At 61.3% G+C, this 26705-nt stretch carries 26 protein-coding genes; 12 read left to right on the forward strand and 14 right to left on the reverse strand.

The features are described from left to right. The first annotated feature begins 10 nt into the window (after nucleotides 1-10). Together dbpA and MUM_RS0104705 are read left to right on the forward strand one after the other, a co-directional pair. A complete protein-coding gene (gene dbpA / locus MUM_RS0104700; RefSeq protein WP_237151081.1) occupies nucleotides 11-1348 on the forward strand; it encodes an ATP-dependent RNA helicase DbpA in 1338 nt (445 codons plus the stop codon). A gap of 163 nt (nucleotides 1349-1511) precedes the next feature. Beyond that, nucleotides 1512-2690: an NAD(P)/FAD-dependent oxidoreductase gene (locus MUM_RS0104705; protein ID WP_010167560.1), complete on the forward strand. Its 1179-nt coding sequence runs from the start codon at nucleotides 1512-1514 to the stop codon at nucleotides 2688-2690. A gap of 17 nt (nucleotides 2691-2707) precedes the next feature. On the opposite strand, the gene MUM_RS1000000134490 is transcribed toward MUM_RS0104705, so the two are convergent. Continuing rightward, the gene (locus tag MUM_RS1000000134490; protein ID WP_158000312.1) at nucleotides 2708-2848 is read right to left on the reverse strand and encodes a hypothetical protein; all 141 of its coding nucleotides are present in this window, start codon (nucleotides 2846-2848) and stop codon (nucleotides 2708-2710) included. On the opposite strand from MUM_RS1000000134490, the gene yccS reads away from it, so the two are divergent. Then, complete coding sequence (yccS, locus tag MUM_RS0104715; RefSeq protein ID WP_010167562.1) at nucleotides 2847-5030, forward strand: YccS family putative transporter; 2184 nt, start codon at nucleotides 2847-2849, stop codon at nucleotides 5028-5030. The genes MUM_RS1000000134490 and yccS overlap by 2 nt on opposite strands. Before the next feature lie 88 nt (nucleotides 5031-5118). Here the strand turns inward: yccS and MUM_RS0104720 are convergent, their stop codons facing one another. Continuing rightward, on the reverse strand, nucleotides 5119-5856 hold the full coding sequence (locus MUM_RS0104720; RefSeq protein WP_010167563.1) for a substrate-binding periplasmic protein: 738 nt from the start codon (nucleotides 5854-5856) through the stop codon (nucleotides 5119-5121). Nucleotides 5857-6077: 221 nt separating this feature from the next. Between MUM_RS0104720 and MUM_RS0104725 the strand changes: the two genes are divergently transcribed. Further along, nucleotides 6078-6530 (forward strand): GNAT family N-acetyltransferase, encoded by a 453-nt coding sequence (locus tag MUM_RS0104725; protein WP_010167565.1) that lies wholly within the window; start codon nucleotides 6078-6080, stop codon nucleotides 6528-6530. A gap of 129 nt (nucleotides 6531-6659) precedes the next feature. Here the strand turns inward: MUM_RS0104725 and MUM_RS0104730 are convergent, their stop codons facing one another. From MUM_RS0104730 to MUM_RS0104740, 3 genes are read right to left on the reverse strand one after another with little or no spacing between them, the layout of a single operon-like run. Next, nucleotides 6660-6956 carry a winged helix-turn-helix domain-containing protein gene (locus MUM_RS0104730; protein WP_010167567.1) on the reverse strand — a complete coding sequence of 99 codons (297 nt, stop codon included), beginning with the start codon at nucleotides 6954-6956 and terminating at the stop codon, nucleotides 6660-6662. 19 nt (nucleotides 6957-6975) lie between these two features. After that, the gene (locus tag MUM_RS0104735) at nucleotides 6976-7476 is read right to left on the reverse strand and encodes a M48 metallopeptidase family protein (protein WP_010167569.1); all 501 of its coding nucleotides are present in this window, start codon (nucleotides 7474-7476) and stop codon (nucleotides 6976-6978) included. 43 nt (nucleotides 7477-7519) lie between these two features. After that, entirely contained in the window at nucleotides 7520-9631 is a 2112-nt protein-coding gene (locus MUM_RS0104740; RefSeq protein WP_010167571.1) for a putative bifunctional diguanylate cyclase/phosphodiesterase, read from the reverse strand. 308 nt (nucleotides 9632-9939) lie between these two features. Between MUM_RS0104740 and MUM_RS0104745 the strand changes: the two genes are divergently transcribed. After that, nucleotides 9940-10605 (forward strand): polysaccharide lyase family 7 protein, encoded by a 666-nt coding sequence (locus MUM_RS0104745; protein WP_010167573.1) that lies wholly within the window; start codon nucleotides 9940-9942, stop codon nucleotides 10603-10605. 141 nt (nucleotides 10606-10746) lie between these two features. Beyond that, the gene (alr, locus tag MUM_RS0104750; RefSeq protein ID WP_010167575.1) at nucleotides 10747-11976 is read left to right on the forward strand and encodes an alanine racemase; all 1230 of its coding nucleotides are present in this window, start codon (nucleotides 10747-10749) and stop codon (nucleotides 11974-11976) included. 56 nt (nucleotides 11977-12032) lie between these two features. Here the strand turns inward: alr and fba are convergent, their stop codons facing one another. The 6 genes from fba to tkt form a co-directional block, all read right to left on the reverse strand. Further along, the gene (gene fba / locus MUM_RS0104755; protein ID WP_003177554.1) at nucleotides 12033-13097 is read right to left on the reverse strand and encodes a class II fructose-bisphosphate aldolase; all 1065 of its coding nucleotides are present in this window, start codon (nucleotides 13095-13097) and stop codon (nucleotides 12033-12035) included. Nucleotides 13098-13294: 197 nt separating this feature from the next. Further along, nucleotides 13295-13630 (reverse strand): MliC family protein, encoded by a 336-nt coding sequence (locus tag MUM_RS0104760; RefSeq protein WP_010167585.1) that lies wholly within the window; start codon nucleotides 13628-13630, stop codon nucleotides 13295-13297. 60 nt (nucleotides 13631-13690) lie between these two features. Further along, a complete protein-coding gene (locus MUM_RS0104765) occupies nucleotides 13691-13918 on the reverse strand; it encodes a hypothetical protein (protein WP_010167587.1) in 228 nt (75 codons plus the stop codon). A gap of 29 nt (nucleotides 13919-13947) precedes the next feature. Further along, on the reverse strand, nucleotides 13948-15111 hold the full coding sequence (locus MUM_RS0104770) for a phosphoglycerate kinase (RefSeq protein ID WP_010167588.1): 1164 nt from the start codon (nucleotides 15109-15111) through the stop codon (nucleotides 13948-13950). A gap of 19 nt (nucleotides 15112-15130) precedes the next feature. Beyond that, nucleotides 15131-16180, reverse strand: a complete 1050-nt coding sequence (epd, locus tag MUM_RS0104775; RefSeq protein ID WP_010167590.1) for an erythrose-4-phosphate dehydrogenase — start codon at nucleotides 16178-16180, stop codon at nucleotides 15131-15133. 137 nt (nucleotides 16181-16317) lie between these two features. After that, nucleotides 16318-18315: a transketolase gene (tkt, locus tag MUM_RS0104780; protein ID WP_010167592.1), complete on the reverse strand. Its 1998-nt coding sequence runs from the start codon at nucleotides 18313-18315 to the stop codon at nucleotides 16318-16320. A 248-nt stretch (nucleotides 18316-18563) separates the two neighbouring features. On the opposite strand from tkt, the gene MUM_RS0104785 reads away from it, so the two are divergent. The 5 genes from MUM_RS0104785 (at nucleotide 18564) to MUM_RS0104805 (ending at nucleotide 23595) form a co-directional block, all read left to right on the forward strand. Beyond that, the gene (locus MUM_RS0104785; protein ID WP_010167593.1) at nucleotides 18564-19559 is read left to right on the forward strand and encodes an ArsR/SmtB family transcription factor; all 996 of its coding nucleotides are present in this window, start codon (nucleotides 18564-18566) and stop codon (nucleotides 19557-19559) included. Between the two features lie 19 nt (nucleotides 19560-19578). Next, the gene (metK, locus tag MUM_RS0104790) at nucleotides 19579-20769 is read left to right on the forward strand and encodes a methionine adenosyltransferase (RefSeq protein ID WP_010167594.1); all 1191 of its coding nucleotides are present in this window, start codon (nucleotides 19579-19581) and stop codon (nucleotides 20767-20769) included. A 223-nt stretch (nucleotides 20770-20992) separates the two neighbouring features. Further along, entirely contained in the window at nucleotides 20993-21334 is a 342-nt protein-coding gene (locus tag MUM_RS0104795; RefSeq protein ID WP_010167595.1) for a DUF1090 family protein, read from the forward strand. A 98-nt stretch (nucleotides 21335-21432) separates the two neighbouring features. Beyond that, nucleotides 21433-23118, forward strand: coding sequence for an NAD-dependent DNA ligase LigB (gene ligB, locus MUM_RS0104800; RefSeq protein WP_010167596.1), 1686 nt, complete (start codon nucleotides 21433-21435; stop codon nucleotides 23116-23118). An 81-nt stretch (nucleotides 23119-23199) separates the two neighbouring features. Further along, nucleotides 23200-23595: a DUF1090 domain-containing protein gene (locus MUM_RS0104805; RefSeq protein ID WP_010167597.1), complete on the forward strand. Its 396-nt coding sequence runs from the start codon at nucleotides 23200-23202 to the stop codon at nucleotides 23593-23595. Nucleotides 23596-23601: 6 nt separating this feature from the next. Here the strand turns inward: MUM_RS0104805 and MUM_RS0104810 are convergent, their stop codons facing one another. Continuing rightward, entirely contained in the window at nucleotides 23602-24051 is a 450-nt protein-coding gene (locus MUM_RS0104810; RefSeq protein WP_010167598.1) for a c-type cytochrome, read from the reverse strand. A gap of 128 nt (nucleotides 24052-24179) precedes the next feature. Here MUM_RS0104810 and mltA point away from each other — a divergent pair, with 128 nt between their 5' ends. After that, nucleotides 24180-25352: a murein transglycosylase A gene (mltA, locus tag MUM_RS0104815; RefSeq protein WP_010167600.1), complete on the forward strand. Its 1173-nt coding sequence runs from the start codon at nucleotides 24180-24182 to the stop codon at nucleotides 25350-25352. A gap of 94 nt (nucleotides 25353-25446) precedes the next feature. Here mltA and MUM_RS0104820 read toward each other — a convergent pair whose 3' ends face one another. Both MUM_RS0104820 and MUM_RS0104825 read right to left on the reverse strand, forming a co-directional pair. Further along, nucleotides 25447-25833 carry an MAPEG family protein gene (locus MUM_RS0104820; protein ID WP_010167602.1) on the reverse strand — a complete coding sequence of 129 codons (387 nt, stop codon included), beginning with the start codon at nucleotides 25831-25833 and terminating at the stop codon, nucleotides 25447-25449. A gap of 31 nt (nucleotides 25834-25864) precedes the next feature. Further along, nucleotides 25865-26698, reverse strand: a complete 834-nt coding sequence (locus MUM_RS0104825) for an EamA family transporter (RefSeq protein WP_010167604.1) — start codon at nucleotides 26696-26698, stop codon at nucleotides 25865-25867. Between the last annotated feature and the right edge of the window lie 7 nt (nucleotides 26699-26705).

Here is a 26705-nt window from a genome sequence, read left to right on the forward strand (position 1 = left end):
CTCCGCCGCCATGCTGGCTAACCTCGACTCTCTGGGTTATGTCGAGATGACGCAGATCCAGGCGCAAAGCTTGCCGGTGATCCTCAAAGGGCTGGACCTGATCGCCCAGGCCAAGACCGGCAGCGGCAAGACCGCGGCCTTCGGCATCGGCCTGCTGAACCCGATCAACCCACGCTACTTCGGCTGCCAGGCCCTGGTGATGTGCCCGACCCGCGAACTGGCTGACCAGGTTGCCAAGGAAATCCGTCGCCTGGCCCGCGCCGAAGACAACATCAAGGTGCTGACCCTGTGCGGCGGCGTGTCCCTCGGCCCACAGATCGCTTCCCTGGAGCACGGCGCACACGTCATCGTCGGCACCCCGGGCCGCATCCAGCAGCACCTGCGCAAGGGTTCGCTGGTGCTGGACGGCTTGAACACGCTGATCCTCGATGAAGCCGACCGCATGCTCGACATGGGCTTCTACGACGCCATCGAAGACATCATCAGCAAGACCCCGGCCCGCCGCCAGACCCTGCTGTTCTCGGCCACCTACCCGGTGAGCATCAAGCAGTTGGCCTCGAAATTCATGCGCGCGCCGCAGCAGGTCAAGGCCGAAGCGTTCCACTCGGACGACCAGATCGAGCAGCGTTTCTACGAGATTTCCCCGGAAGAGCGCATGGACGCGGTGACCAAGGTCCTGGCGCATTTCCGTCCGGCGTCTTGCGTAGCGTTCTGCTTTACCAAGCAGCAAGTGCAGGAAACCGTCGACCACCTAACCGCCAAAGGCATTTCCGCCGTCGGCCTGCATGGCGACCTGGAACAGCGCGACCGTGACCAGGTGCTGGCGATGTTCGCCAACCGCAGTACTTCGGTACTGGTCGCCACCGACGTTGCCGCCCGTGGCCTGGACATTGATGCGCTGGACATGGTGATCAACGTCGAACTGGCCCGCGACTCGGAAATCCACATTCACCGCGTAGGCCGTACCGGCCGTGCCGGTGAGACCGGGATCGCGATCAGCCTGGTTGCACCGTCCGAAGCCCACCGCGCCCAGGCCATCGAGCAGTTGCAGAAGTCGCCGCTGAACTGGGACCAACTGGACAACCTCAAGCCTCAGAGCGGCGGCCCATTGCTGCCGGTGATGAGCACCCTGTGCATTGCCGCCGGCCGTAAAGACAAGGTCCGCCCGGGTGACATCCTTGGCGCATTGACCGGTGACGCCGGGATTCCCGGTGCCCAGGTTGGCAAGATCGCGATCTTTGATTTCCAGGCGTTCGTGGCCGTGGAACGCGGGATCGCCAAGCAGGCGCTGCAGCGCTTGAATGACGGCAAGATCAAAGGCCGTTCGTTGCGCGTGCGCATCCTGTAAAAACACCGCGTTCCTGTTGAAGGAACCGAATCAATGTGGGAGCTGGCTTGCCTGCGATAGCATCAACTCGATCTGACAGACAGACCGAGTCGGCTGCATCGCAGGCAAGCCAGCTCCCACATTTGATTGCATTTCAGATCAATATTTTTGTGAGGACATTGCTGTGCGCTCGACCGAAGTTGTGATCATTGGCGCCGGCGCCGCAGGCTTGATGTGTGCGCTGACCGCCGCCGGGCGTGGGCGCAAGGTGATGTTGATCGACCACGCGAACAAGGCCGGCAAAAAGATCCTGATGTCCGGCGGTGGCCGCTGCAATTTCACCAATATGTACACCGAGCCGGCCAACTTCCTGTCCCACAACGCGCACTTCTGCAAGTCCGCCCTGGCCCGCTACACCCAGTGGGATTTCATCGGGCTGGTGGCCAAGCACGGCGTGCCGTACCACGAGAAAAAACTCGGCCAACTGTTTTGCGACAACAAGTCCAGCGACATCCTCGGGATGCTGCTGGATGAGTGCATCCAGGTGGGCGTGAGCATGCACCTGGACACCTCGGTGCAGGAAATTGCCAAGGTCGACAGCGGCTATCAGTTGCAAACCACCCTCGGTGAGCTGCGTTGCGAGTCGCTGGTGATCGCCACCGGAGGGCTGTCGATTCCGACCCTGGGCGCCACCGGTTTTGGTTACCAGGTGGCCAGGCAGTTCGGCCACGAACTGCTGCCAACCCGCGCCGGGCTGGTACCGTTCACTATCACCGACCAGCTCAAGGAGTTGTGCGGCGAGCTGTCCGGTACTTCCGTGGACTGCCTGGTGAGCTGCAACGACCAGAGCTTTCGCGAGAACATCCTGTTTACCCACCGCGGCCTGAGCGGGCCGGCGATCCTGCAGATTTCCTCGTACTGGGAACCCGGCGACACCGTGGAAATCAACCTGCTGCCCGACCACGACGCCCACGCCTGGCTGCGGGAGCAACAGGTGGAGCGCCCGAACAGCGAGTTGAAAACCCTGCTGGGTGAGATCTTCACCAAGAAAATGGCCAACCTGCTGGCCGAAACCTGGTTCGTTTCCAAGCCGATGAAGCAGTACACCCATGCCGAGATTGCCGACATCGCCGGCAAACTGGGGAGCTGGCAGCTGGTACCGGCGGGCACTGAAGGCTATCGCACCGCCGAGGTCACCCTGGGTGGAGTAGACACGCGGGAAGTCTCGTCCAAGACCATGGAGTCCCTGAAAAGCCCCGGTTTGTACTTCATCGGGGAAGTGTTGGATGTGACCGGTCACCTGGGCGGGTTCAACTTCCAGTGGGCGTGGGCTTCCGGGTATGCAGCCGCTCAATTTGCCTGATTCAGGGATGTACTCGGTCAAACGGTGGGAGCTGGCTTGAGGTGTTCTTGAGAGAATGCCTGTAATAAATTTTGCTGTTGGATGTGATCGCCACGCTTGCCGTGGCGTCCTTGATAGCTCAATTTAGCGGCATCGTCCCGGAAGACCCCAGACTTCATGTCATCGACCTCCTTCAAGCAGTCCATGCGGCGCCTTTGGGCACTGGACAAGTTCAGTTACAGCGTACGGGTATTCATCGCCCTGACCGGTAGCATGGCGCTGTGCTGGTACCAAAATGAAATGGCGCTGCTGATCCCGTTGTTCCTGGGAATTATCGCCAGCGCCCTGGCCGAGACCGATGACAACTGGCAAGGCCGGCTCAACGCCCTGGCCGTGACACTGGTGTGCTTCAGCACCGCCGCACTCTCCGTCGAACTGCTGTTTCCCTATCCCTGGATCTTCGCGATTTTCCTCGCGCTCTCCAGCTTCGGCCTGACCATGCTCGGTGCGCTGGGCGAGCGTTATGGGGCAATTGCGTCGGCCACCCTGATTCTCTCGGTCTACACCATGATCGGGGTGGACCAGCGCGGTGGCGCGGTCACTGACTTCTGGCATGAGCCCTTGCTGCTGGTGGCCGGTGCCGCGTGGTACGGCGTGCTGTCGGTGTTGTGGCAGCTGCTGTTTTCCAACCAGCCGGTGCAGCAGAGCCTGGCTCGGCTGTTTCGCGAGCTGGGGCGCTACCTCAAGCTCAAGTCGTCGCTGTTCGAGCCGATCCGCCAGCTGGATGTGGAAGCGCGGCGCCTGGAACTGGCGCAGCAAAATGGCCGGGTGGTGGCGGCGCTGAACGCCGCCAAGGAAATCATCCTGCACCGGGTCGGCAACGGTCGCCCGGGCTCCAAGGTCAGCCGCTACCTCAAGCTGTACTTCCTGGCCCAGGACATCCACGAACGCGCCAGTTCCTCGCATTACCCTTACAACGCCCTCGCCGAAGCCTTCTTCCACAGCGACGTGCTGTTCCGCTGCCAGCGCCTGCTGCGCCAGCAAGGCAAGGCCTGCCAGACCCTCGCCGAATCGATCCAGATGCGCCAGCCCTTCGTCTATGACGACAGCTTCGCCGAAGCCCTGGGCGACCTGAATGCCTCCCTGGAACACCTGCGCATCCAGAGCAACCCGGCCTGGCGCGGCCTGCTGCGCTCCCTGCGCGCCCTGGCGGCCAACCTGTCGACCCTGGACCGCCTGCTGGGCGATGCCGCCAACCCCGACAGCCTGGCGGATGCCACCGACAGCAGCCTGCTGGACCGTGCACCGCGCAACCTCAAGGAAATGTGGACACGCCTGCGCACACAGCTGACGCCGACGTCTCTGCTGTTCCGCCACGCCCTGCGCCTGCCCCTGGCGCTGAGTATCGGCTACTGGATGGTGCACTTGATTCACCCGTCCCAGGGCTACTGGATCATCCTCACCACCTTGTTCGTGTGCCAGCCGAACTACGGCGCCACCCGTCGCAAGCTGGGCCAGCGGATCATCGGCACCGCCATCGGCCTGACCATCGCCTGGGCGCTGTTCGACCTGTTCCCCAACCCGCTGATCCAGTCGATGTTCGCCATCGCCGCCGGCCTGGTGTTCTTTATCAACCGCACCACCCGCTACACCCTGGCGACCGCGGCGATCACGCTGATGGTGCTGTTCTGCTTCAACCAGGTGGGCGACGGCTACGGGCTGTTCCTGCCGCGCTTGTTCGATACGTTGCTCGGCAGCCTGATCGCCGGGCTGGCGGTGTTCCTGTTCCTGCCGGACTGGCAGGGCCGACGCCTGAACAAGGTGCTGGCCAACACCCTGACCTGCAACAGCATCTACCTGCGCCAGATCATGCAGCAATACGCCGCCGGCAAAAGCGACGACCTGGCTTACCGCCTGGCCCGGCGCAACGCCCACAACGCCGACGCGGCGCTGTCCACCACCCTGGCCAACATGCTGATGGAGCCGGGGCATTTCCGTAAGGAAGCGGATGTGGGGTTCAGGTTCCTGGTGCTGTCCCACACCCTGCTCAGCTACCTCTCGGGCCTCGGTGCACACCGTGAAACCCAACTGCCGGCCGAAGTTCGCGAGCACCTGATCGACGGCGCCGGGAAGACGCTGGCTGCGAGCATTGACGAGATCGCCACGGGGCTGGCCAACAAGCAGCCGATCGCGATCCAGAGTGATGCGGAAGAAGCGTTGGCGGTGGACCTGGAGCAGATGCCGGATGAGATCGACGAGGGGCAGCGGCTGGTGCAGACGCAATTGGCGCTGATCTGCCGGCAACTGGGGCCGTTGCGTACGTTGGCGGCTCACCTGATCAAAGATACCGGCGCGGATTAAACCGCTATCGCGGGCAAGCCCGGCTCCCACAGTTGACCGAGTACTCCTGTGGGAGCCGGGCTTGCCCGCGATGGGGCCCTCCAAAACACTACATCCCGTGCTGCTTCATCAACCGCGCATAACTGCCATCCGCTTTCATTTTCGCGATCTCCCGATCAAACCCTGCGACGATCTGCTCGTGTTGCGGGTTTTTCAGGCTGACCAGAATGTGCAGGCTGTTTTCGCTCAGCGGCACCGGCAAAAACTCCACCGCGTTGCGTACGGTGGCGGACTCCCGGGCCAGGTAGTAACGGGCGACAAATTCATCCTCCACCGTCAGCCGTACCCGCTGTGCCGCCAGCATACGCACCGCCATGGCAAAGCTATGCACGGGGACTTTCTGCAACTGCGGATCGGCGTCGAACGCGGCCGAATAGGCATACCCGCGCACCACTGCGATGGGATAGTCGTGGAGTTGTTGCAGGTTCTGGAACTCGATGGGATCGTCACGCCGCTTTAGAAACAACACCCGATTGAGCAGGTATTCACCGGAAAACTGCCCCAACTGGGTACGCGCGTCGTCGTACCAGGCGTTGACCAGCACATCGTAACGCCCGTCACCCACGCCCATCAGCGCCCGGGCCCAGGGCACCTGTTCAAACTGACTGGCGTAGCCTGCACGGGCCAGGGCGGTGGTCACGATATCGGTGGCCAACCCGCCATTGATCAGGGTGGCGTCGGTAAACGGCGGCCAGGCATCCGCCACCAGGCGCAAACGCTCTGCCGCCGCCGTCTGGGCCAGCAACAACAAACCGATCAAAGCAACGGCACGAGAAAATCGCGGCATGCTCAAGTCCTTGGCGGGCGTTCTATGGCCTGACCTCAGGGGCAAACCCGAGGGTTTAACAGTAGCTCATCAATGAGCCTGTACTGCAGATTACACAAAGACGGCAGCCACGCCTGCACAGAATGATGGCAAATTGATCTCACTCACAAAAAATCCGCAATTTAGACACTCGCCTCCCGCGCGCTTACTATCCTGACCAGACAATTAGCCGAGAGAACACCATGACAGTCGAATGGGTCTGCAAACACCACAATGACCTGGGCAAAGAACAGCTGTACGCCGTCTTGCGCCTGCGTTCGGAGGTCTTCGTTGTCGAGCAGAAATGCGTATACCAGGACATCGATGGCCAGGACCTGGACGGTGATACCCATCACCTGATGGCCTGGGACGACGGTCAATTGCAGGCCTACCTGCGCCTGCTTGATCCTGAATCACAGGGCGGCGATGTGGTGATTGGCCGGGTGATCGTGGCGCCAGGCGCACGGGGCACCGGGTTGGGCCACCAAATGATGGATGAAGCCCTCAGGCAGGCAGAGAAACACTGGCCTGAGGTGCCGATCTATCTGTCGGCCCAGGCGCATTTGCAGGGGTATTACGGGCGGTATGGGTTCGTGGTGGCGGGCGAGGAATACCTTGAGGATGATATTCCACATATAGGCATGCGTCGGGCCTGAGCACTGGGCTTTTGTGGTGAGGGGGCTTGTCCTGTGGTGAGGGGGCTTGTCCCCCGTTGGAGTGCGCAGCGCTCCCGCTTTTTTGGGGCCGCTTCGCAGCCCAATGGGGGACAAGCCCACTCCACAGGGTCAGGGATAATCCAGTACGCGCTTGATCTGGCTTAGGTTCGCCTCGATCCAGCGCCGATCAATTGCGCCCCAATCACGAATCCGATAGCGCCCGGCATGGTTGCGGGCGCCGTCCTCCTGTTCAAACTCACACACAATGTCCAGGTCCGCCAAGGCCGCGATCGTGTCCTGGGCAGTGCGCCGGGGCATGCCCGTGACCTCGGTCAGCGCCGGGACGCTGCTGGCCCGTTGGCTGTCGATCAGATACGCCACGTAGAGGCGCCGGTAGAAGCTGCTTTTGGTCTTGCTCACATCCATGCTCGATCGCCTTTGAAGGTTAGGGCTTGCCTTGCAGGTCCCGCCAGGTCAGGTACACCCGCAGGTCGAATTCCACCTGATGGTAGCCCGGCAGCATGTACTCACAGAGTTTGTAGAACGCCTTGTTGTGGTCCGATTCCTTGAAGTGCGCCAGTTCGTGTACCACGATCATGCGCAGAAACTCCGGCGCGGCTTCCTTGAAGAGCGAAGCGATGCGGATTTCTTTCTTCGATTTGAGGTTGCCCCCCTGCACCCGGGAGATGGTGGTGTGCAGGCCAAGAGCGCGGTGGGTCAGGTCCAGGCGGTTATCGAACAACACTTTGTCGATGGCCGGCGCGTTGCGCAGGTGCTCCTGCTTCAGGGCCTGGGCGTAGCTGTACAGGGCTTTGTCGCTCTGCACGCCGTGGCGCTCGGGATAACGCTGGGTCAGGTAGTCGCCCAGTTGGTCCTTGGCAATCAACTGGCGCACTTGCTCCTGCAATGCTGCGGGGTAGGCCTGGAGGTATTTCAGCGCGGTCATGGGGTCAACAACGGGTATTTGAATGGCCGCCAGTGTAGCGAATTCAGTGGGGCGCTGCGCGCAGGTGCCAGTCGGCAATTTCATCGGCGATCAATGGCGGCGCTACCTGCGGCCCCTGGGCGAACTGGCAGCCGTTGGCCTTGAGCCACTCAACTTGCTCCTGAGTCTCGACGCCCTCAGCGATCACCAGCAGGTCGAAATGGCGGCACAGCTCGATAATGCTCCGGGCCATCGCCGCATCCCGGGATGAACCCGGAACACGGGCGACCAGCTTGGGGTCGAGCTTGAGGGTGTCGAATTCCAGGTCCCGCAGGTGCGCCAGGGAGCAGTTGCCTGCGCCGAAATCATCCAGAGCAATCCGCACACCCGCCCCGCGCAACAGCTTGAGTTGCTTGGTGGACTCTTCCAGGTTGTGCATCAGGCTTTCCTCACTGATCTCCACCTCCAGCTGCCGGCCTTGCAGCCCATGTCGCTCCAGCACCTGCTGCAGCTGGCTGGCCAGGTTCGGCATATTGAACTGGCTGCTGCTCAAGCTCACGCTCAGCACCAACTCATCGCTGAGCACCGCTGTCCAGGCCTGCCGCTGGGCGGCCACCTGTTGATAGATCCAGGTGCTCAACTGGCTGATCAGCCGTGCCTCTTCCAGCAACGGCAAGAACAGCCCCGGCGGCACATCGCCGACGCTCGGATGCTGCCAGCGCAGCAAGGCCTCGACACCGCGCAGGTGGCCGTCGTGCAGCGACACCTGCGGCTGGTACACCAGGGTGAAATCCTTACTCTCGATGGCGCTGCGCACGCTGTCTTCGAGCATCAGGCGCGAGCGGGCCCGGCCGTTCATTTCCTGGTCGTAGTAGCGATACTGCTGACGCCCGGCGCGCTTGGCTTCGTACATAGCGACGTCCGCCGCGCGCAGCAGGCCGTTAAGGTCCGAGCCGCAGTCCGGGAAGGTCGCGATGCCGATACTGACGCCGAGCATCACGTCCAGGCCGTCGACCTGCTGACAGATCGACACCCGTTCGATCAGTTTTTCCGCAATCTTGGCCGCCTGTTCCGGAAATTCCAGCTCCAGCAACGCGGTGAATTCGTCACCGCCCATGCGGCCAAGAATGTCGTAGGAGCGCAGGCACGCCTTCAACTGCTCCGAAACCCAGCGCAGCACCCGGTCGCCGGCGTCGTGCCCCAGGGAATCATTCACCCGCTTGAACCCGTCGAGGTCCAGGTACAGCAGCACCAGCGATTGCTCGTTACGCTCACTGCGCAACAGCACATTCTCCACCGACTGGTGAAACCCGCGCCGGTTAAGCAGGCCGGTCAGCGGGTCGGTGACAGCCTGGAACTCCAGTTGCTGATGCAAGTGGCGCACCTCGGACATGTCCAGCACCGTGACCACCATGGCTTTCTGCTCGGCCGGCAGCGGCGCGCACGACATGGCCACCGGCAGTTGCTGGCCCGGCGCGGTGCGCAGGATTGCATCGTGCAGGCGCCAGGTTTCGCCACGTTTGTAGCCTTCATACAAGGCAGAGTCAGACCAGCCAGGCACATGGGGCTTCTGCAAAAAACCGAGGAACTCGGCGCCCTGGATCTCGGCGACCGGCGCATTCAGCAACCGCGAAATCGCCGGGTTGGCGTAGCTGATCACCCCGTCTTCGCCCACCACCAGGATGCCTTCGGCGGCGTTGTCCAGCACCGAGGCATTGAAGGCCCGCGCCGACTCCAGGTCATGGCTCAGCCGCTGCAAGGCACGGCGGTTGCGCTGGTGCTCCAGCAGGGCATGGACCTTGGGCTTGAGGATATTCGGGTCGAAAGGTTTGAGCAGATAGTCAATGGCGCCACTGGCGTACCCTTCCAGCATTGCCGCCGGCGACTGGGCGTGGGCACTGAGAAAGATGATCGGGGTCATTTGCGTGCGCTGGCTGCCGCGCATCAGCCGGGCCACCTCGAACCCGTCCATGCCGGGCATCATCACGTCCAGCAGCACCAGGTCGACGTCATGTTCGAGCAGCAATCCCAAGGCTTCAACCCCGGACGCCGCCGTCACCACACACCAGTCGTCACGCTGCAATAGCGCACGCATGCTGATCAGGTTTTCGGGATAGTCATCGACCACCAAAAGCACTGAACAACCATCGCGGGGCTTGATTGGAGCGCATTCCATTGCTGCTTCTCTTCCGTCGGAGTCGTTCCGGTCATTTTTGCGAAAAACCCGGATAAACAATAAGGACTCACTCTAGACCTGGATCCCCCAAAGCAGAAGCCATGACGGTGCCATCATTGAGCCAAAGTCCGGACAACCGACTAACGGTCAGTGTCTACAGCCCCCGGTTTACGGGAAACATGGCTTTTTGACATTTAGCTGACGCCAATAAACCGCCACAAAATCATTAACAATCCATTTCCAGCCACCTATAAAGAAAGCGCCAGCTCTCGAGCCGCAACCTTCTCCCCCTGTTAAAGGCGCTTTCAATGATTGATCTGTCCACCTGGAACCTGAGCATCCCCGTCGGCTCCCCGCCCTCGACCATCGACACCCCGAAACTGCTCAGCGGGTTCAAGGACCAGTACTTCCAGGCCGAAGGCAGCAGCGTGCAATTCTGGACCCCGGTCACCGGCACACGCACCGAGAACGCTGTTTACCCCCGCAGCGAACTGCGGGAAACCTACGCCGATGGTCGCCTGCGCAACTGGCTGTATGGCGATGCCGACAACTTCCTGCGGGCCACGTTGGCGGTCAACCAGGTGCCGTCTTCCGGCAAGGTCGTCATCGGCCAAATCCACGCCTACGACAGCCAGAAGCCGCTGATCAAGGTCGAGTACCAGTACAAGGAAAAAACCCAGACCGGCAACATCGTCGCCAAGGTGCGCATGCGCCCCAATGAAGATGAAGGCCGGGTGATCATCGTTGCCGAAAACGTGCCGCTGGACCGCAACTTCACCTACGTCATCCACCTGAATAAAGCCGGCCTGTTGAGTGTCGACGCGGCCAGCGGGCAGTGGAACGAACGCATTGGCGCGGCGTGGGGCAAACAACCGCTGTACTTCAAGGCCGGCGCCTACGTGCAGGACAACAGTGGCAACAGCAAGGAAGGCGCCCGGGTGACCTTTGCCAAGCTGGACATTGACCACGACTGACGCTGATTCGCTTCAGCGACCGGTCCCACGACGCTTTAGGACAGAACCGCGACCCAGGGTCTCGACTTTCTTGTAGGACAATCCGAGTATGGCGCCGCACACGCGCACTACCCCCTATAAGAAAGTCATGGAGACTGCTCAATGCCCTTTTCCCGCACCCTGCTCGCCCTCTCCCTGGGCATGGCTCTGCTGCAAAACCCGGCCTTCGCCGCCCCGCCCCTCTCGATGGCCGACGGGGTGGCCCAGGTCAATATCCAGGACAGCAACGCCTGGGTCGAAATCAACAAAGTCGCCTTCGAAAACAACATCCGCACCCTGCAAGCCAGCCTCGCCGACAAATCGAAAATCTGCGCCGTGCTCAAGGCAGATGCCTACGGCCACGGCATCGGCTTGCTGATGCCGTCGGTGATCAAACTGGGCGTGCCCTGTGTCGGCATTGCCAGCAACGAAGAAGCCCGCGTGGTCCGTGAAAGCGGCTTCAAGGGCCAACTGATCCGCGTACGCACCGCCGCCCTGAGCGAGCTGGAGGCTGCGTTGCCGTATAACGTCGAAGAGCTGGTGGGCAATCTGGACTTCGCCGTGCGCGCCAGCCTGATCGCCGAAAACCACGGCCGCCCGCTGGTCGTGCACCTGGGTCTGAACTCCAGCGGCATGAGCCGCAACGGCGTGGAAATGACCACCGCCCAGGGCCGCCGCGACGCCGTAGCCATTACCAAGGTGCCGAACCTGCAGGTGAAGGCGATCATGACCCACTTCGCCGTCGAAGACGCCGCCGACGTACGCACCGGGCTCAAGGCGTTCAATGAACAGGCCAACTGGCTGATCAACGTCGCCCAGCTCGACCGCAGTAAAATCACCCTGCACGCCGCCAACTCCTTCGCCACCCTGGAAGTGCCCGAGTCGCGGCTGGACATGGTTCGTCCGGGCGGCCTGCTGTTTGGTGATACCGTGCCGGCGTTTACCGAATACAAGCGCGTGATGCAGTTCAAATCCCACGTGGCGTCGGTCAACAGCTACCCGAAGGGCAACACCGTGGGCTACGACCGCACCTACACCCTGGCGCGGGATTCGAAACTGGCGAACATCACCGTCGGCTATTCCGACGGCTACCGCCGGGCGTTTACCAACAAAGGCGTAGTGCTGATCAACGGCCATCGCGTGCCGGTGGTGGGCAAGGTGTCGATGAACACCCTGATGGTGGATGTCACCGACGTGCCGACCGTGAAGAGCGGCGACGAGGTGGTGTTGTTCGGCAAGCAGGGCGCGGTGGAGACCAGCCAGGCCGAAGTCGAAGACATTAACGGGGCGTTGCTGGCGGATCTGTATACGGTGTGGGGCAACTCGAATCCGAAGGTGTTGGTGGACAGGTAAATCACGGCCACAAAAAAGCCCGCATCGCTGCGGGCTTTTTCATTAACGCGTAGGGCTTAGTTGACCTTGGCGTTCAACTCACCTTTCAGGTAACGCTGGTACATCGCTTCCAGGGAGATCGGCTTGATCTTCGAAGCGTTGCCCGCCGTACCGAAGGCTTCGTAACGCGCGATGCACACGTCACGCATGGCAGTCACGGTAGCGCCGAAGAATTTACGTGGGTCAAATTCGCTCGGGTTGGTGGCCATCAGGCGACGCATCGCACCGGTGGACGCCAGACGCAGGTCGGTGTCGATGTTGACCTTGCGCACGCCGTACTTGATGCCTTCAACGATTTCTTCAACCGGCACGCCGTAGGTTTCTTTGATGTCGCCGCCGTACTGGTTGATGATCGCCAGCCACTCTTGCGGTACCGAGGAAGAACCGTGCATCACCAGGTGGGTGTTGGGGATGCGTTTGTGGATTTCCTTGATGCGGTCGATGGCCAGCACGTCGCCGGTAGGCGGCTTGGTGAACTTGTAGGCGCCGTGGCTGGTGCCGATGGCGATGGCCAGGGCATCAACCTGGGTCTTCTTGACGAAGTCGGCAGCTTCTTCCGGGTCGGTCAGCATTTGGCTGTGATCCAGTACGCCTTCGGCGCCGATACCGTCTTCTTCACCGGCCATGCCGGTTTCCAGGGAACCCAGGCAACCCAGCTCGCCTTCAACCGAAACGCCGCAGGCGTGAGCCATGGCGACGGTTTGTTGGGTAACGCGTACGTTGTATTCGTAGTCGGTCGGGGTCTTGCCGTCTTCACCCAGGGAACCGTCCATCATCACCGAGCTGAAGCCCAGCTGAATGGAGCGCTGGCACACGTCAGGGCTGGTGCCGTGATCCTGGTGCATGCACACCGGGATGTGCGGGAATTCTTCGATCGCGGCGAGGATCAGGTGACGCAGGAACGGGGCGCCGGCGTATTTACGCGCACCGGCCGAAGCCTGGACGATCACTGGAGAGTCAGTCTTGTCAGCGGCTTCCATGATGGCGCGCATCTGCTCAAGGTTGTTGACGTTGAAGGCTGGAACGCCATAGCCGAATTCGGCTGCGTGGTCCAACATCTGGCGCATGCTGATAAGTGCCATTGTGAGTCTCTCTCCCGGTCGAGGGTCGTTAATCGTGCAAGCCTGCCGTAGCGGCGGCTGCTATTCAAGTTATTGAAGGTCAGGCTTTCAATGCCTGCCCTGCTTAATCGTTAAACCTGTCTGTAGGAGCCGGCTTGCCGGCGATGGCGGCTGACGCTATCGCCAGCAAGCCGGCTCCTACAGGTGATCGCGGCGCGCTATTGAGCTTTACAGCCGCGCCCGATCAAATCATCGGTGGCAACCCAGTAAACCAGGCCTTCCTCACCTTTTGTGTGAAACGCCAACTGGCCGTCGCTGTACAGCACGCCCGACGCCGCCACGTCCTGCTTGAGGCGGTAAACCTGGTCCGAACCACCCAGGCGTACATCCACCTGGGTGTGGGCCTGGTCGGCGAAGCGCCAGTTGACTTGCGCCTGGCTGTCACACGTCCAGGTGGTCCACTTGTCTACCGGCTCTGCCTTCTTGTCGAACATGTTCAGGTTGGTGCATCCGGCCAATAAAGCCAGTGCTGCCAGGGCGAAAACGCCTTTCATTGCCAATCCTCAAGCGGCGACCTGCGGCCACCGCTGCTGTCGGTTATTGAATCAGACCCGTCAAGGGCAACCCTGTTCCTGACCTTTGGGCGGGGAGTCGTATTTCTCCAATCCGTCCGGCCCGATGCGCTTGTTGATCACCGGCATGGTTTCGGCTTGCCAGTCGGCCTGGTAGCAACTCTTTCGCGGCGCAGCCCCGGCCTTTTCAGGCTCGGCCTCCGCGTTCGGGGTGCTCCCGCAGCCGGCCAACAGGCCCGCTGCGATCACCAGTGCCAACGACTTGATCATCGGAATGCTCCTTTTCCTCAGCAAGTGCCTCAGCCCTTCGCCCGGCTTTCCAGCACTTCAACGGCCGGCAGTACCTTGCCTTCGACGAATTCGAGGAACGCACCACCACCGGTAGAAATGTAGGAGATCTGGTCAGCAACGCCATATTTATCGATGGCCGCCAGGGTGTCGCCACCACCGGCAATCGAGAATGCCGAGCTTTCAGCGATAGCGTGGGCCAGCACTTTGGTGCCGTTGCCGAACTGATCGAACTCGAACACACCGACCGGACCGTTCCACAGGATGGTCTGGGACGATTTCAGCAGTTCGGCGAAATTGGCCGCCGTTTGCGGGCCGATATCCAGAATCATGTCGTCGGCGGCAACGTCAGCGATCAGCTTGACGGTGGCTTCGGCGCTTTCAGCGAACTCCTTGGCAACCACCACGTCAACCGGCAGCGGTACGCTGACCTTGGCGGCGATGGCGCGGGCGGTGTCCAGCAGGTCCGGCTCGTACAGCGACTTGCCCACCGGGTGACCGGCAGCGGCCAGGAAGGTGTTGGCAATGCCGCCGCCGACGATCAGTTGATTGCAGATCTGGCTCAGGCTGTTCAATACGTCGAGCTTGGTGGACACCTTGGAGCCGGCAACGATGGCGGCCATCGGTTGGGCCGGAGCGCCCAGTGCCTTGCCCAAGGCTTCCAGTTCAGCGGCCAGCAACGGGCCAGCTGCAGCGACCTTGGCGAACTTGGCCACGCCATGGGTCGAGCCCTCGGCACGGTGAGCAGTGCCGAAAGCGTCCATCACGAACACGTCGCACAAGGCGGCGTATTGCTGGGCCAGTTCGTCGCTGTTCTTTTTCTCGCCCTTGTTGAAGCGCACGTTTTCGAACAACACGATGTCGCCGGCCTTCACGTCCACGCCGTTCAGGTAGTCGGCTACCAGCGGCACGTCGCGGCCCAGGGCCTTGCTCAGGTATTCGGCCACAGGCTTGAGGCTGTTTTCTGCCGAGAATTCACCTTCGGTCGGGCGACCCAGGTGGGAGCAGACCATCACGGCCGCGCCTTTTTCCAGGGCCAGCTTGATGGTCGGCAGCGAGGCCAGGATTCGCGCATCGCTGGTGACAACACCGTCCTTGACTGGGACGTTGAGGTCTTCGCGGATCAGTACGCGCTTACCTTGCAGATCGAGGTCGGTCATCTTCAACACGGTCATGGGGGGCAATTCCTGAGAGCTAAAGTTGTGGAGAGGCTGTTTGCAGATAGTGTTCTGCAACGTCCAGCATACGGTTGGCAAAACCCCATTCGTTGTCGAACCACGCCAGGATGTTCACCAGCCGTGGGCCGGAAACGCGGGTCTGGCTGGCATCGACGATGGCCGAATGCGGGTCGTGGTTGAAATCACAGCTGGCGTGCGGCAACTCGGTGTACGCCAACAAGCCTTTGAGCGGGCCACTGGTGGCGGCGTCGCGCAGGATCCGGTTGACTTCACCGGCGTCGGTGTCGCTGACGGTTTGCAGGGTGATGTCCAGGCAAGACACATTCACCGTCGGTACCCGTACGGCTTTGGCCTGGATTCGCCCGGCAAGTTCCGGCAACAGTCGCTCGATACCCCGCGCGAGCCCGGTGGACACCGGAATCACTGACTGAAACGCCGAACGCGTACGACGCAGGTCTTCATGGTGGTAGGCATCGATCACCGGCTGATCGTTCATCGCCGAGTGAATGGTGGTGATCGACACGTATTCCAGGCCAATGGCCTGGTCCAGCAGGCGCAACAGCGGCACGCCGCAGTTGGTGGTGCAGGAGGCGTTGGACACCAGCAGTTCGGCGCCGGTCAGGCAATCCTGGTTCACGCCGTAGACGATGGTGGCGTCGACATCCGCCTCGCTGGCCATCGGCTGGGAGAACAATACCCGTGGCGCACCGGCGTCGAGAAAACGCTGGCCATCGGCACGGGTGTGATAGGCACCGGAGCATTCCAGCACCAGGTCGACGTCCAGCGCCGCCCAGTCGATGCCCTCGGGGGTGGCACTGCGCAATACCTTCACGCAGTGGCCATTAATATGCAGACAGTCGTCCTCGACCCGCACTTCGCCGGGGAACCGGCCGTGGGTGGAGTCAAAGCGTGTCAGGTATTCGATGCTGGCCATGTCCGCCAGATCGTTGATCGCAACAATTTCAAACCCGGCCGCCGCCCCTCGCTCGACCAGAGCACGCAAGACGCAACGACCAATCCGGCCGTAGCCGTTGAGTGCAACTTTGTAAGGACGCGGTTGAGGCATGGGGTTCTCGATCAATGTTCGTTCAGTGTTGAATGTTCCATCGCCATCGCGGGCAAGCCCGCTCCCACATTAGACCGAGATCAAATGTGGGAGCGGGCTTGCCCGCGATAGCAACAGCACAGACAACGCAGACTTACTTAGTCTTCCAGCAGCTCTTCAGCCTGACCCAGGATATTTTCCAGGGTGAAACCGAACTCTTCGAACAACGCTGGCGCCGGCGCCGACTCACCGTAGGTGGTCATGCCGATTACGCGGCCTTCCAGGCCCACGTACTTGTACCAGTAGTCGGCGTGAGCCGCTTCGATGGCGATACGCGCGCTGACCTGCAACGGCAGCACCGATTGCTTGTAGTCCGCATCCTGAGCCTCGAAGACGCTGGTGCACGGCATGGAAACCACACGCACGTTGCGACCAGCAGCGGTCAGCTTGTCATACGCCTGAACCGCCAGGCCCACTTCGGAACCGGTGGAGATCAGGATCAGCTCCGGCTCGCCGATGCAGTCTTTCAGCACATAGCCACCACGGCTGATGCCTTCGATCTGCGCCGCGTCGCGGGTTTGGTGCTGCAGGTTCTGACGGGAGAAGATCAGCGCCGAAGGGCCATCTTTACGCTCGATCGCGTGCTTCCAGGCCACAGCCGATTCGACCGCGTCCGATGGGCGCCAGGTGTCCAGGTTCGGCGTGGTGCGCAGGCTGGTCAATTGCTCGACCGGCTGGTGCGTCGGGCCGTCTTCGCCCAGGCCGATGGAGTCGTGGGTGTAGACGAAGATCACACGCTTCTTCATCAGCGACGCCATGCGTACCGCGTTGCGCGCGTATTCCATGAACATCAGGAAGGTCGCGCCGTAAGGCACCAGGCCGCCGTGCAGGGCGACGCCGTTCATGATGGCGCTCATGCCGAATTCGCGCACGCCGTAGTACATGTAGTTGCCGCTGGCGTCTTCAGCCGAGACACCTTTGCAACCTTTCCACAGGGTCAGGTTGGAACCGGCCAGGTCAGCCGAGCCGCCGAGGAACTCGGGCAGCAGCGGGCCGAATGCGTTCAGGGTGTTCTGGCTGGCTTTACGGCTGGCGATGGTTTCGCCCTTGGCAGCCACTTCGGCGATGTAGGCCGAGGCTTTTTCCGAGAAGTCGGCAGGCAGGTCACCGGCGAGGCGACGTACCAGCTCGTTGGCCAGTTCCGGGAATTCGGCGGAGTAGGCAGCGAAACGCCGGTCCCACTCGGCTTCGGCAGCCCTGCCTGCTTCCTTGGCGTCCCATTCGGCGTAGATGTCGGCCGGGATTTCGAACGGGCCGTGGTTCCATTTCAGCGCAGCGCGGGTCAGGGCGATTTCCGCGTCACCCAGTGGGGCGCCGTGGCAGTCTTCTTTACCTTGCTTGTTCGGCGAACCGAAGCCGATGGTGGTCTTGCAGCAGATCAGGGTCGGCTGCTCGCTCTTGCGGGCGGTGTCGATGGCAGTCTTGATCTCTTCAGGATCGTGGCCGTCGACGTTGCGGATCACCTGCCAGTTGTAGGCTTCGAAACGCTTTGGCGTGTCGTCGGTGAACCAGCCTTCGACTTCGCCGTCGATGGAGATCCCGTTGTCATCGTAGAAGGCGATCAGCTTGCCCAGGCCCAGGGTACCGGCCAGGGAAGCGACTTCGTGGGAAATGCCTTCCATCATGCAGCCATCACCCAGGAACACGTAGGTGTGGTGATCGACAACGTTGTGGTTTGGACGGTTGAACTGTGCGCCCAGGACTTTTTCAGCCAGGGCAAAACCCACGGCGTTGGCCAGGCCCTGGCCCAGTGGGCCGGTGGTGGTCTCGACGCCTGGGGTGTAGCCGTATTCCGGGTGGCCCGGAGTGCGGCTGTGGATTTGGCGGAAGTTCTTCAGGTCGTCGATGGTGACGTCGTAGCCGGTCAGGTGCAGCAACGAGTAGATCAGCATCGAGCCATGGCCGTTGGACAGCACGAAGCGGTCACGGTCGGCGAACGACGGGTTGCTCGGGTTGTGTTTCAGGTAGTCACGCCAAAGTACCTCGGCGATATCCGCCATGCCCATCGGGGCACCGGGATGGCCGCTGTTGGCTTTTTGCACGGCATCCATGCTGAGGGCACGAATGGCGTTGGCACGCTCACGACGGCTGGGCATCGCTGATCTCCTGGAGTTGAATAAAAGAAACGGAAAAAAGGATCGGCATTTTCCCTCAGCCACGGCCCTCGGGGCAATGACAGATAGTCACTTGAGGGTGTTTTTCCTGCGGATTGGCTGGAGAAACCGTTTACCGGTTCGTCCATAGGTTATAGCGACTGCTTATAACCACCGATTATCGACCAATATCAAAACTTTTTGATATTGCCCTTGCGGGGTTTTCCCACCGTCTCTAGACTGCTGGCCTTATGAACGTAAGCGCACCTTCCATTCGCCCCGACGACAGCGAAGAGCTGGCAGCCCTGTGCAAGGCCGGCGGTGATCCGCTGCGCCTGAATGTCCTGCGTGCGCTGACCAACGACTCGTTCGGGGTGCTGGAGTTGGCGCAAATCTTCGCCATTGGCCAGTCCGGCATGAGCCATCACTTGAAGGTCCTGGCCCAGGCCGACCTGGTGGCCACCCGCCGTGAAGGCAATGCGATTTTTTACCGGCGCGCCCTGCCTCACACCGAACAGTTGGGCGGCAAGCTGCACGCCGCGCTGCTCGAAGAAGTCGACAACCTGAGCCTGCCGGTGGATGTTCAATCGCGCATCGGCCAGGTGCACGGGCAACGCGCTGCGGCCAGCCAGGACTTTTTCTCACGGGTAGCCGAGAAGTTTCGCGCCCAGCAAGACTTGATCGCCGGCTTGGCGCAATACCGCGAAAGCGTGTTGGCACTTTTGGACAAGCTGAGCTTCAGTAATGAAGCGACGGCACTGGAAGTCGGGCCTGGCGATGGTGGTTTCCTGCCAGAACTGGCGCGGCGCTTTCATCAGGTCACGGCGCTGGACAACAGCCCGGCCATGCTGGAGCTGGCCCGCCAACTGTGTGAGCGCGAGGCACTGGGCAATGTTCGCCTGCAGTTGGCCGACGCCCTGAATGACACCCGCCTGCGGGCCGACTGCGTGGTGCTGAACATGGTCCTGCACCATTTCGCCGCCCCGGCAGAAGCCCTCAAGCAGATGGCGAATTTGCTGCAACCCGGCGGCAGTCTGCTGATTACGGATTTATGCAGCCACAACCAGAGTTGGGCCAGGGAGGCCTGCGGTGATCTCTGGCTGGGTTTTGAACAGGACGATTTGGCCCGTTGGGCCACCGCTGCGGGACTCGTTCCCGGGGAAAGCCTCTATGTAGGTTTACGTAATGGTTTCCAGATTCAGGTCCGCCATTTTCAGCGGCCGGCTGGCGACACTCACCATCGGTAAATATCAGGAAAACATCGAGATGAGCGAATACTCCCTTTTCACCTCCGAGTCCGTGTCTGAAGGGCATCCGGACAAAATCGCCGACCAGATTTCTGATGCGGTGCTGGACGCCATCATTGCTGAAGACAAGTTCGCCCGAGTGGCGTGCGAGACTCTGGTGAAAACGGGCGTGGCGATCATCGCCGGTGAAGTCACCACCTCTGCCTGGGTCGACCTGGAACAGATCGTTCGTGACGTGATCACCGACATTGGCTACACCAGCTCCGACGTCGGCTTCGACGGTGCGACCTGCGGCGTGATGAACATCATCGGCAAGCAGTCCCCTGACATCAACCAGGGTGTCGACCGTGCCAAGCCTGAAGATCAGGGTGCTGGCGACCAGGGCCTGATGTTCGGCTACGCCAGCAACGAAACCGACGTACTGATGCCAGCACCGATCACCTTCTCCCACCAACTGGTGAAGCGCCAGGCCGAAGCCCGTAAATCCGGTGCATTGCCATGGCTGCGCCCGGACGCCAAGTCCCAGGTGACCTGCCGTTATGAAGGCGGCAAAGTGGTCGGCATCGACGCGGTGGTACTGTCGACCCAGCACAATCCGGACGTTTCCTACGCCGACCTGCGCGAAGGCGTCATGGAGCTGATCGTCAAGCACGTGCTGCCTGCCGAACTGCTGACCAAAGACACCCAGTTCCACATCAACCCGACCGGCCAGTTCATCATCGGTGGCCCGGTAGGCGACTGCGGTCTGACCGGCCGCAAGATCATCGTCGACAGCTACGGCGGCATGGCCCGTCACGGCGGTGGCGCTTTCTCCGGCAAGGATCCATCCAAGGTTGACCGTTCCGCGGCCTACGCCGGTCGTTATGTGGCCAAGAACATCGTGGCGGCCGGCCTGGCCGAGCGTTGCGAGATTCAGGTGTCCTACGCCATCGGTGTGGCCCAGCCTACGTCGATCTCGCTGAACACCTTCGGTACCGGCAAGATCAGCGACGACAAGATCGTCAAGCTGGTGCGTGAAATCTTCGACCTGCGTCCGTACGCAATCACCACCATGCTCGACCTGCTGCACCCGATGTACCAGGAAACCGCGGCCTACGGCCACTTCGGCCGTACTCCGGAGCAGAAGACTGTCGGCAACGACACCTTCACCACGTTCACCTGGGAAAAGACCGACCGCGCCAACGACCTGCGTACTGCCGCCGGCCTGTAATCGCTTTACGGTGCACCCAAAACCCTGCCGGGTTCTCCCGGCAGGGTTTTTTATTGCCGGATGATTTGCGGGCGATGTTCACGTTTTTTGGATCCAATGCTTGCAGGCTAAATGATGGCCCACTAGAATCCGCGCCCTCCCGGGCCCTCACCTTTTATTGGATATTGCACTGCGCCTGCCCGGGAACCATAAGCGCGCAGGCAATCGAACATTGAGGTTTTTCATGCGCATTTCCACACTCGCCCCGGCCGCCCTTCTGCTCAGCCTGTTTGCCCTGCCGGCGCACGCCGACTTGAGCGCACTCAGCGGCCTGACGTCCCAACTGGGTGTGTCTTCCGGCGACTGCGAAAAACAGAGCAAAGACCTGCAAGCCAAAGTCGACGCCGCCAAGGCCAATGGCGAGGACCTGAAAGTGAAAGCCATGCAGGCCGCTCTGGATCAAGTAAACAAAGGTTGCAAAAAAGTCAGCGAGTCCCAGGACAAGCTCGACGCAGGCCAGCAAAAGCAGCAGGCCAAGGCCGACAGCAACGACACCGTGAAAGCCCTGGGCGGTCTGTTCAAGTAAGCAGAAACATCGGGTAAACAGCCTCGCGATTGCGGGGCTTTTTTATGCCCTCAGGGATGGCATAGGCTGGGCGCCCTTTCAGAGCAAGGATGCTCATGATGACGTTGCCTATGCGCCTGCTGATTTTCTTTTTACTCAGTTTCTCGCCGCTCATGGCGTGGGCACGGGAGTGCCCCGACTGGGACACCGATCACGCGCAAGCCCAGATCACCACCCTGGCGCAGCAGGTCCGCCAATGGGATGACAGTTACCACCGGCTGGGCCAGTCACCTATCAGCGATGAGCTCTATGACCAGGCCCGCCAGCGCCTGACCCAATGGCGCAGTTGTTTTGCCCCCGGCGCTGCAGTCACGGATAACCCGCTGGGCACTGCACGCGGCACAATCTCCCACCCGACGCCTCACACCGGACTGGAAAAACTGCTGGACGATAACGCCGTTCGAAGCTGGTTGAGCACTCGTCAGGACGTGTGGATTCAGCCCAAGGTCGATGGCGTCGCCGTGACACTGGTTTATCGCAAGGGCCGACTGAGCCGGCTCATCAGTCGCGGCGATGGCCAACTGGGCCAGGACTGGTCAGCGTCCGCTCGCAGGATCCCCGGAATCGTCCAGCAACTGCCCGAGCCTATAGACCTGCTGTTGCAAGGCGAACTCTATTGGCGACTGACGGATCATGTGCAAGCCGTCAAAGGCGGCATCGGCGCCCGCAGCAAGGTAGCCGGGCTGATGAACCGCCGGCAGTTGAGCGAAGCCGACGCCGCCAATATCGGTCTGTTTGTGTGGGCATGGCCCAAAGGCCCCGGGGACTTTTCCGAAGCGCTGAACCAGCTTGCGCAATGGGGCTTCACCGACAGCGGGCGCTACAGTCAACCGATCAAGGACATCACTGAAGCCGCGCACTGGCGCAGTTACTGGTACAGCCACCCACTGCCCTTCGCCAGCGACGGGGTGGTGCTGCACCAAAGCCAGCGCGCGCCGGCAGAACGATGGCGGGTCAGCGCGCCCTATTGGGCGGTTGCCTGGAAGTACCCGGTGGTCAAGGCGCTGGCCCATGTACACAAGGTGCACTTCAAGATTGGCCGTACCGGGCGCATCACCTCCATCCTGGAGTTGGAGCCGGTACTGCTCGACGACCGTAACATCAGCCGAGTCAGTGTTGGCTCACTGAAACGTTGGCAGGAACTGGATATCCGCCCTGGCGACCAGGTTTCCATCAGCCTCGCAGGCCAGGTTATCCCGCGTCTTGACCGCGTCATCCTGCGCAGTCAGCCGCGGGTCGAGTTGCAGGTCCCGCAGGCCAAGGACTTTCACCCGTTGAGTTGTTGGCAACTGGCCCCCGGTTGTGAAGAGCAACTGCTCGCGCGGTTGACCTGGCTGAGTGGCGCCCAGGGGCTGGCCCTGCCACACATCGGCCGCGAAACCTGGAACAGCTTGATTCAGGCCGGTCTGATCGTTGACCTGCTCGATTGGTTAACCCTGGATGAGGCAGAGCTTGCTAACATTGATGGATTCGGTGAACGCAGCAGTGCGCGTTTACTCGACAGCTTGCGCAGCGCCCGGCAGCGACCGTTCGCACAATGGCTGATGGCCCTGGGAGTACCGCCCACCGCCCGCAACAATCTACAAGGCGGCTGGCAAACCCTGGCCGCCAAAGACACTCAAGCCTGGCTGGCAGAAGACGGCATAGGCCCGGGCCGCGCGGCGCAACTGAGCGCTTTTTTTCGCGACCCGCAGGTGCTGGCCTTGAGTGAAACATTACGGGCTGCCGGAATAGATGGTTTTTAACCGTTGCCCGGCGGCATTAACCGGTGCCGGCAGAATTCATCCTGCCCACCTGATTGCGACCTTGTTCCCCTTGGAGCGTTTATGAAATTTCTTGCACCTTTTGCCCTGTTGACCGTCGCGACCCTGATGGCCACGCCGCTGCTGGCAGCCGAAGAAACCACGCCACTCACCGGCTGCGCCGCCAAGCGCCAGGCCATCAGCACCCAGATCGAACAAGCCAAGGCCCACGGCAACAGCGAGCAGCAAGCCGGCCTCGAAAAAGCCCTGAGTGAAGTCACTGCCAACTGCACCGACGCCTCCTTGAAAAAGGAGCGCGAAAACAAGGTGCTCGACGCCAAGCACGAAGTCAGCCGCCGTCAGGCCGACCTCGACAAGGCAATGAAGAAGGGTGATTCCGACAAGATCAACAAGCGCAAGGACAAGCTGGCCCAGTCACGCAAGGACTTGCAGGACGCCCTGGACGAACTGGACAAGTAAGACGCCTCAGTGATCGCGGAACTGTTTGTGGCACGCGGTGCAGGCATCTTCGACTTTCTGCACCGCAGGCCCGAGATTGCTCGCCTTGTAAGGCTGGACCTGACTGGCGATCACCAATTCACCGGTGGCCGTTTCAAGGTTTCGGGCCATTTCCTGGAAGCGTGCCTGTTGCTGCCACACGTCGTCCTTGGCGCTGGTGTGGTCTTCTTCACGCACGCTCGGGAAATGTTTCCACGGTTCATGGGACAACGTATCGAGCTTGACCGCGCCTTCGGCAAATTTTGCGCCGTCGAACGGAATGCGCCCACGCAACATGCCGCCCAGGTCTTCGCCGGTCTTGAGCATCTGCTTGAAAATGGCCTTGCGCTGGCCCAGGGGCGAATTCGGATCAACCCCGCCGCAGGCGGACAGTGTCAGGCAGGCCAGCAATACAACGGTCAGTCTTTTAAAAGTCATGATGGCTCAAGGTCACGGGAAACGGCGGCCAGTATCCTCGCCCCGCCCGCAAAGACCAATACCCCTATTAATAATAAGGGTTGCTCGAACGCCGACCGGCACGGGCAATCGCTTCAGGAATCATGTGCATGAATACCCGTTTTAAACCCTGGAGCCGCCGCCTGGCGTGGGCTCTGCCAATGATCGCGTTGCTGGCCGGTTGCGACACCGGCAAAGATGAAAAAGCCAAGCCCCACGCCATCGCGACCTACGTCGGCGCTACCTGGGAAAACCTGCCGGCGGTGTCAGACAGCGACCTGCAGGCCGGCTTCGAATCCTGGCGCAGTGCCTGCCAACGGCTCAAGGCCGACCCGGTGTGGGGCACGACGTGCGCGGCGTCGGCCAGCGTGCCGTCCACCGCGATGGCGATTCGTGATTTCCTCAAGGCCAACCTCGATGTCTACGGCCTGCGTTCGGCAGACAACAGCCCCAACGGCCTGATCACCGGCTACTACGAACCGGTTTACCCCGGCAGCCTCACCGAAACCGCCACCGCCCATGTGCCGGTGTTCGGCGTGCCGGATGACCTGATCATCGTCAACCTGGAAAGCATCTACCCGGAACTCAAGGGCAAGCGCCTGCGCGGTCGCCTGGAAGGTCGGGTGCTCAAACCTTATGACGATGCCAGCGCCATCAACCAGCAAGGCTCCACCGCCAAGCCGATCGCCTGGCTGACCAACCCGATGGACCTGCAATTCCTGCAGATCCAGGGTTCGGGCCGTATCCAACTGGCCGACGGCCGCCAATTGCGTGTCGGTTACGGCGATCAGAACGGCTACCCGTACCGCCCCATCGGCCGCTGGCTGGTGGAGCAAGGCGAGTTGAAAAAAGAAGACGTGACCATGGGCGCCATCAGCGCCTGGGCCAAGGCTCATCCCCAGCGGATTCCTGAATTGCTGGCGAGCAACCCCAGCTACGTATTCTTCAGCGCCCGCCCCGACAGCAACGAAGGCCCGCGTGGCTCGCTGAACGTACCGCTGACTGCAGGTTATAGCGTGGCGGTGGATCGCAAGGTGATTCCGCTGGGCAGCCTGTTGTGGCTGTCGACTACGCGACCGGATGGCGCACCGATTGCCCGCCCGGTAGCCGCGCAGGACACCGGTGGTGCAATTACCGGAGAAGTGCGCGCCGACCTGTTCTGGGGAACGGGTGATGCCGCAGGGGAACTGGCGGGCAACATGAAGCAGCAGGGCCAGATCTGGATGCTGTGGCCTAAAGGTGCGGCGCTGCCGAAAGTGCCGGACGCACCGACAGGAACCTGAATAACACCACTGACCTATGTGGAAGCGGGCTTGTGTGGGAGCGGCGGTGCGACGATTCGACTTGCTCGCTCCCACATTTGAACAGTGCCAGGCTTTAGATCGAGACGAAGAAGAAACTCGCAATCAACGCCATCCCCAGCGCCCACACCACCGACCGCAGCATCGCCCAGTCCGCCAGGTAGCAGATGATGTAGAGCAACCGGCTGGTGATAAACAGTACCGCCAGTACGTTGATGGTCACCAGCGAAGCGCCGCCTGCCAAATGGGCAATGATCACTGCCGCCGCAAAGGCCGGGGTCACTTCAAAGCTGTTGAGTTGTGCACTGTGGGCCCGCTTGGCGAACCCCTCCAGAGTATCCAGGAAGGCACGCGGGTCATGGTTCTGCCGGGGCCCGAACTTGCCGCCGCTAAACTTGGCTACACCCGTGCACAGGTACGGCAGAAAGATTGCGATCAACACACACCAGAAAGCGACTGTCATAACCCATTCCTTTTTTAGTTTTATCCGACGGTTAGAGTTTCATCACGAACATGCCGATCAGCACCAACCCACAGGCTATGAGCCGCGGGCGGCCGAAAGGTTCTTTCAGGTAACGCATGCCGAACAGCACCACCAGAATCACGCTGACTTCCCGCAGCGCGGCAGCCTCGGCAATCGAGCCCAGTTGCATGGCCCAAAGCACCAGAGCGTAGCTCAACAACACGCACAACCCGACGCTCAGCCCCAGCCGCCACTGCGTGCGCCAGAACAAACCGAACGCCGCCCGCTTGCGCACCATCGCCAGTAACGGAAACGGCCAGGCGCTGATCAGCGTCAGCCACACCAGGTAATCCAGCGGGTGCGACCAACGGCGCAACGCCTGGCCGTCGAGGAAGGTGTAGCAACCGATGCACAGGCCAATCAACGCCACCACCGGCAGCATCGACCAGGGCAACCGGTCACCGCCGCCGCCCTGCCACAGCAGGCACAACATGCCGAACGGAATCAGCAGAATGCCGAGGATCTGCTGGGTGCTCAGCACCTCACCGGCAAACACCAGCGTCAGCGCGAGCACCACCAGGGGCGACAGCCCGCGCATCAGCGGGTACACCAACCCCAGGTCACCCACGCGATAGGCCTGGATCAGCAGGTAGCGGTAGAGCAGTTCAAACAGCGCCGAAGCGATGATCCACGGCCAGATGTCCAGCGGCGGCAGCGACACGAACCCCACCGCCAGCAAGACAAACAGCAACGCTACGCTGTCCATGCACGCGATCACCAACAGGCGCTCGCCGCTGAATTTGATCAAGGTGTTCCACGTCGCGTGCAACAGCGCCGCTACCAGTACCAGAGCCGTTGCAATCACCGGTGAC

Origin of the sequence: Pseudomonas sp. PAMC 25886 (assembly GCF_000242655.1) — a bacterium.
GTDB lineage: Bacteria > Pseudomonadota > Gammaproteobacteria > Pseudomonadales > Pseudomonadaceae > Aquipseudomonas.

Excerpts from the sequence above, each read along its gene's own strand:
- MUM_RS1000000134490 (WP_158000312.1), bottom strand. The coding sequence starts at position 2,848 with ATGAAGTCTGGGGTCTTCCGGGACGATGCCGCTAAATTGAGCTATCAA.
- MUM_RS0104795 (WP_010167595.1), top strand. The coding sequence starts at position 20,993 with ATGCGCATTTCCACACTCGCCCCGGCCGCCCTTCTGCTCAGCCTGTTT.
- MUM_RS0104805 (WP_010167597.1), top strand. The coding sequence starts at position 23,200 with ATGAAATTTCTTGCACCTTTTGCCCTGTTGACCGTCGCGACCCTGATG.
- yccS (WP_010167562.1), top strand. The coding sequence starts at position 2,847 with ATGTCATCGACCTCCTTCAAGCAGTCCATGCGGCGCCTTTGGGCACTG.
- mltA (WP_010167600.1), top strand. The coding sequence starts at position 24,180 with ATGAATACCCGTTTTAAACCCTGGAGCCGCCGCCTGGCGTGGGCTCTG.
- MUM_RS0104745 (WP_010167573.1), top strand. The coding sequence starts at position 9,940 with ATGATTGATCTGTCCACCTGGAACCTGAGCATCCCCGTCGGCTCCCCG.
- MUM_RS0104820 (WP_010167602.1), bottom strand. The coding sequence starts at position 25,833 with ATGACAGTCGCTTTCTGGTGTGTGTTGATCGCAATCTTTCTGCCGTAC.
- MUM_RS0104810 (WP_010167598.1), bottom strand. The coding sequence starts at position 24,051 with ATGACTTTTAAAAGACTGACCGTTGTATTGCTGGCCTGCCTGACACTG.
- MUM_RS0104760 (WP_010167585.1), bottom strand. The coding sequence starts at position 13,630 with ATGAAAGGCGTTTTCGCCCTGGCAGCACTGGCTTTATTGGCCGGATGC.
- fba (WP_003177554.1), bottom strand. The coding sequence starts at position 13,097 with ATGGCACTTATCAGCATGCGCCAGATGTTGGACCACGCAGCCGAATTC.
- tkt (WP_010167592.1), bottom strand. The coding sequence starts at position 18,315 with ATGCCCAGCCGTCGTGAGCGTGCCAACGCCATTCGTGCCCTCAGCATG.
- epd (WP_010167590.1), bottom strand. The coding sequence starts at position 16,180 with ATGCCTCAACCGCGTCCTTACAAAGTTGCACTCAACGGCTACGGCCGG.
- MUM_RS0104720 (WP_010167563.1), bottom strand. The coding sequence starts at position 5,856 with ATGCCGCGATTTTCTCGTGCCGTTGCTTTGATCGGTTTGTTGTTGCTG.
- dbpA (WP_237151081.1), top strand. The coding sequence starts at position 11 with ATGCTGGCTAACCTCGACTCTCTGGGTTATGTCGAGATGACGCAGATC.
- alr (WP_010167575.1), top strand. The coding sequence starts at position 10,747 with ATGCCCTTTTCCCGCACCCTGCTCGCCCTCTCCCTGGGCATGGCTCTG.
- MUM_RS0104725 (WP_010167565.1), top strand. The coding sequence starts at position 6,078 with ATGACAGTCGAATGGGTCTGCAAACACCACAATGACCTGGGCAAAGAA.
- MUM_RS0104770 (WP_010167588.1), bottom strand. The coding sequence starts at position 15,111 with ATGACCGTGTTGAAGATGACCGACCTCGATCTGCAAGGTAAGCGCGTA.
- ligB (WP_010167596.1), top strand. The coding sequence starts at position 21,433 with ATGACGTTGCCTATGCGCCTGCTGATTTTCTTTTTACTCAGTTTCTCG.
- metK (WP_010167594.1), top strand. The coding sequence starts at position 19,579 with ATGAGCGAATACTCCCTTTTCACCTCCGAGTCCGTGTCTGAAGGGCAT.
- MUM_RS0104785 (WP_010167593.1), top strand. The coding sequence starts at position 18,564 with ATGAACGTAAGCGCACCTTCCATTCGCCCCGACGACAGCGAAGAGCTG.
- MUM_RS0104735 (WP_010167569.1), bottom strand. The coding sequence starts at position 7,476 with ATGACCGCGCTGAAATACCTCCAGGCCTACCCCGCAGCATTGCAGGAG.
- MUM_RS0104730 (WP_010167567.1), bottom strand. The coding sequence starts at position 6,956 with ATGGATGTGAGCAAGACCAAAAGCAGCTTCTACCGGCGCCTCTACGTG.
- MUM_RS0104740 (WP_010167571.1), bottom strand. The coding sequence starts at position 9,631 with ATGGAATGCGCTCCAATCAAGCCCCGCGATGGTTGTTCAGTGCTTTTG.
- MUM_RS0104765 (WP_010167587.1), bottom strand. The coding sequence starts at position 13,918 with ATGATCAAGTCGTTGGCACTGGTGATCGCAGCGGGCCTGTTGGCCGGC.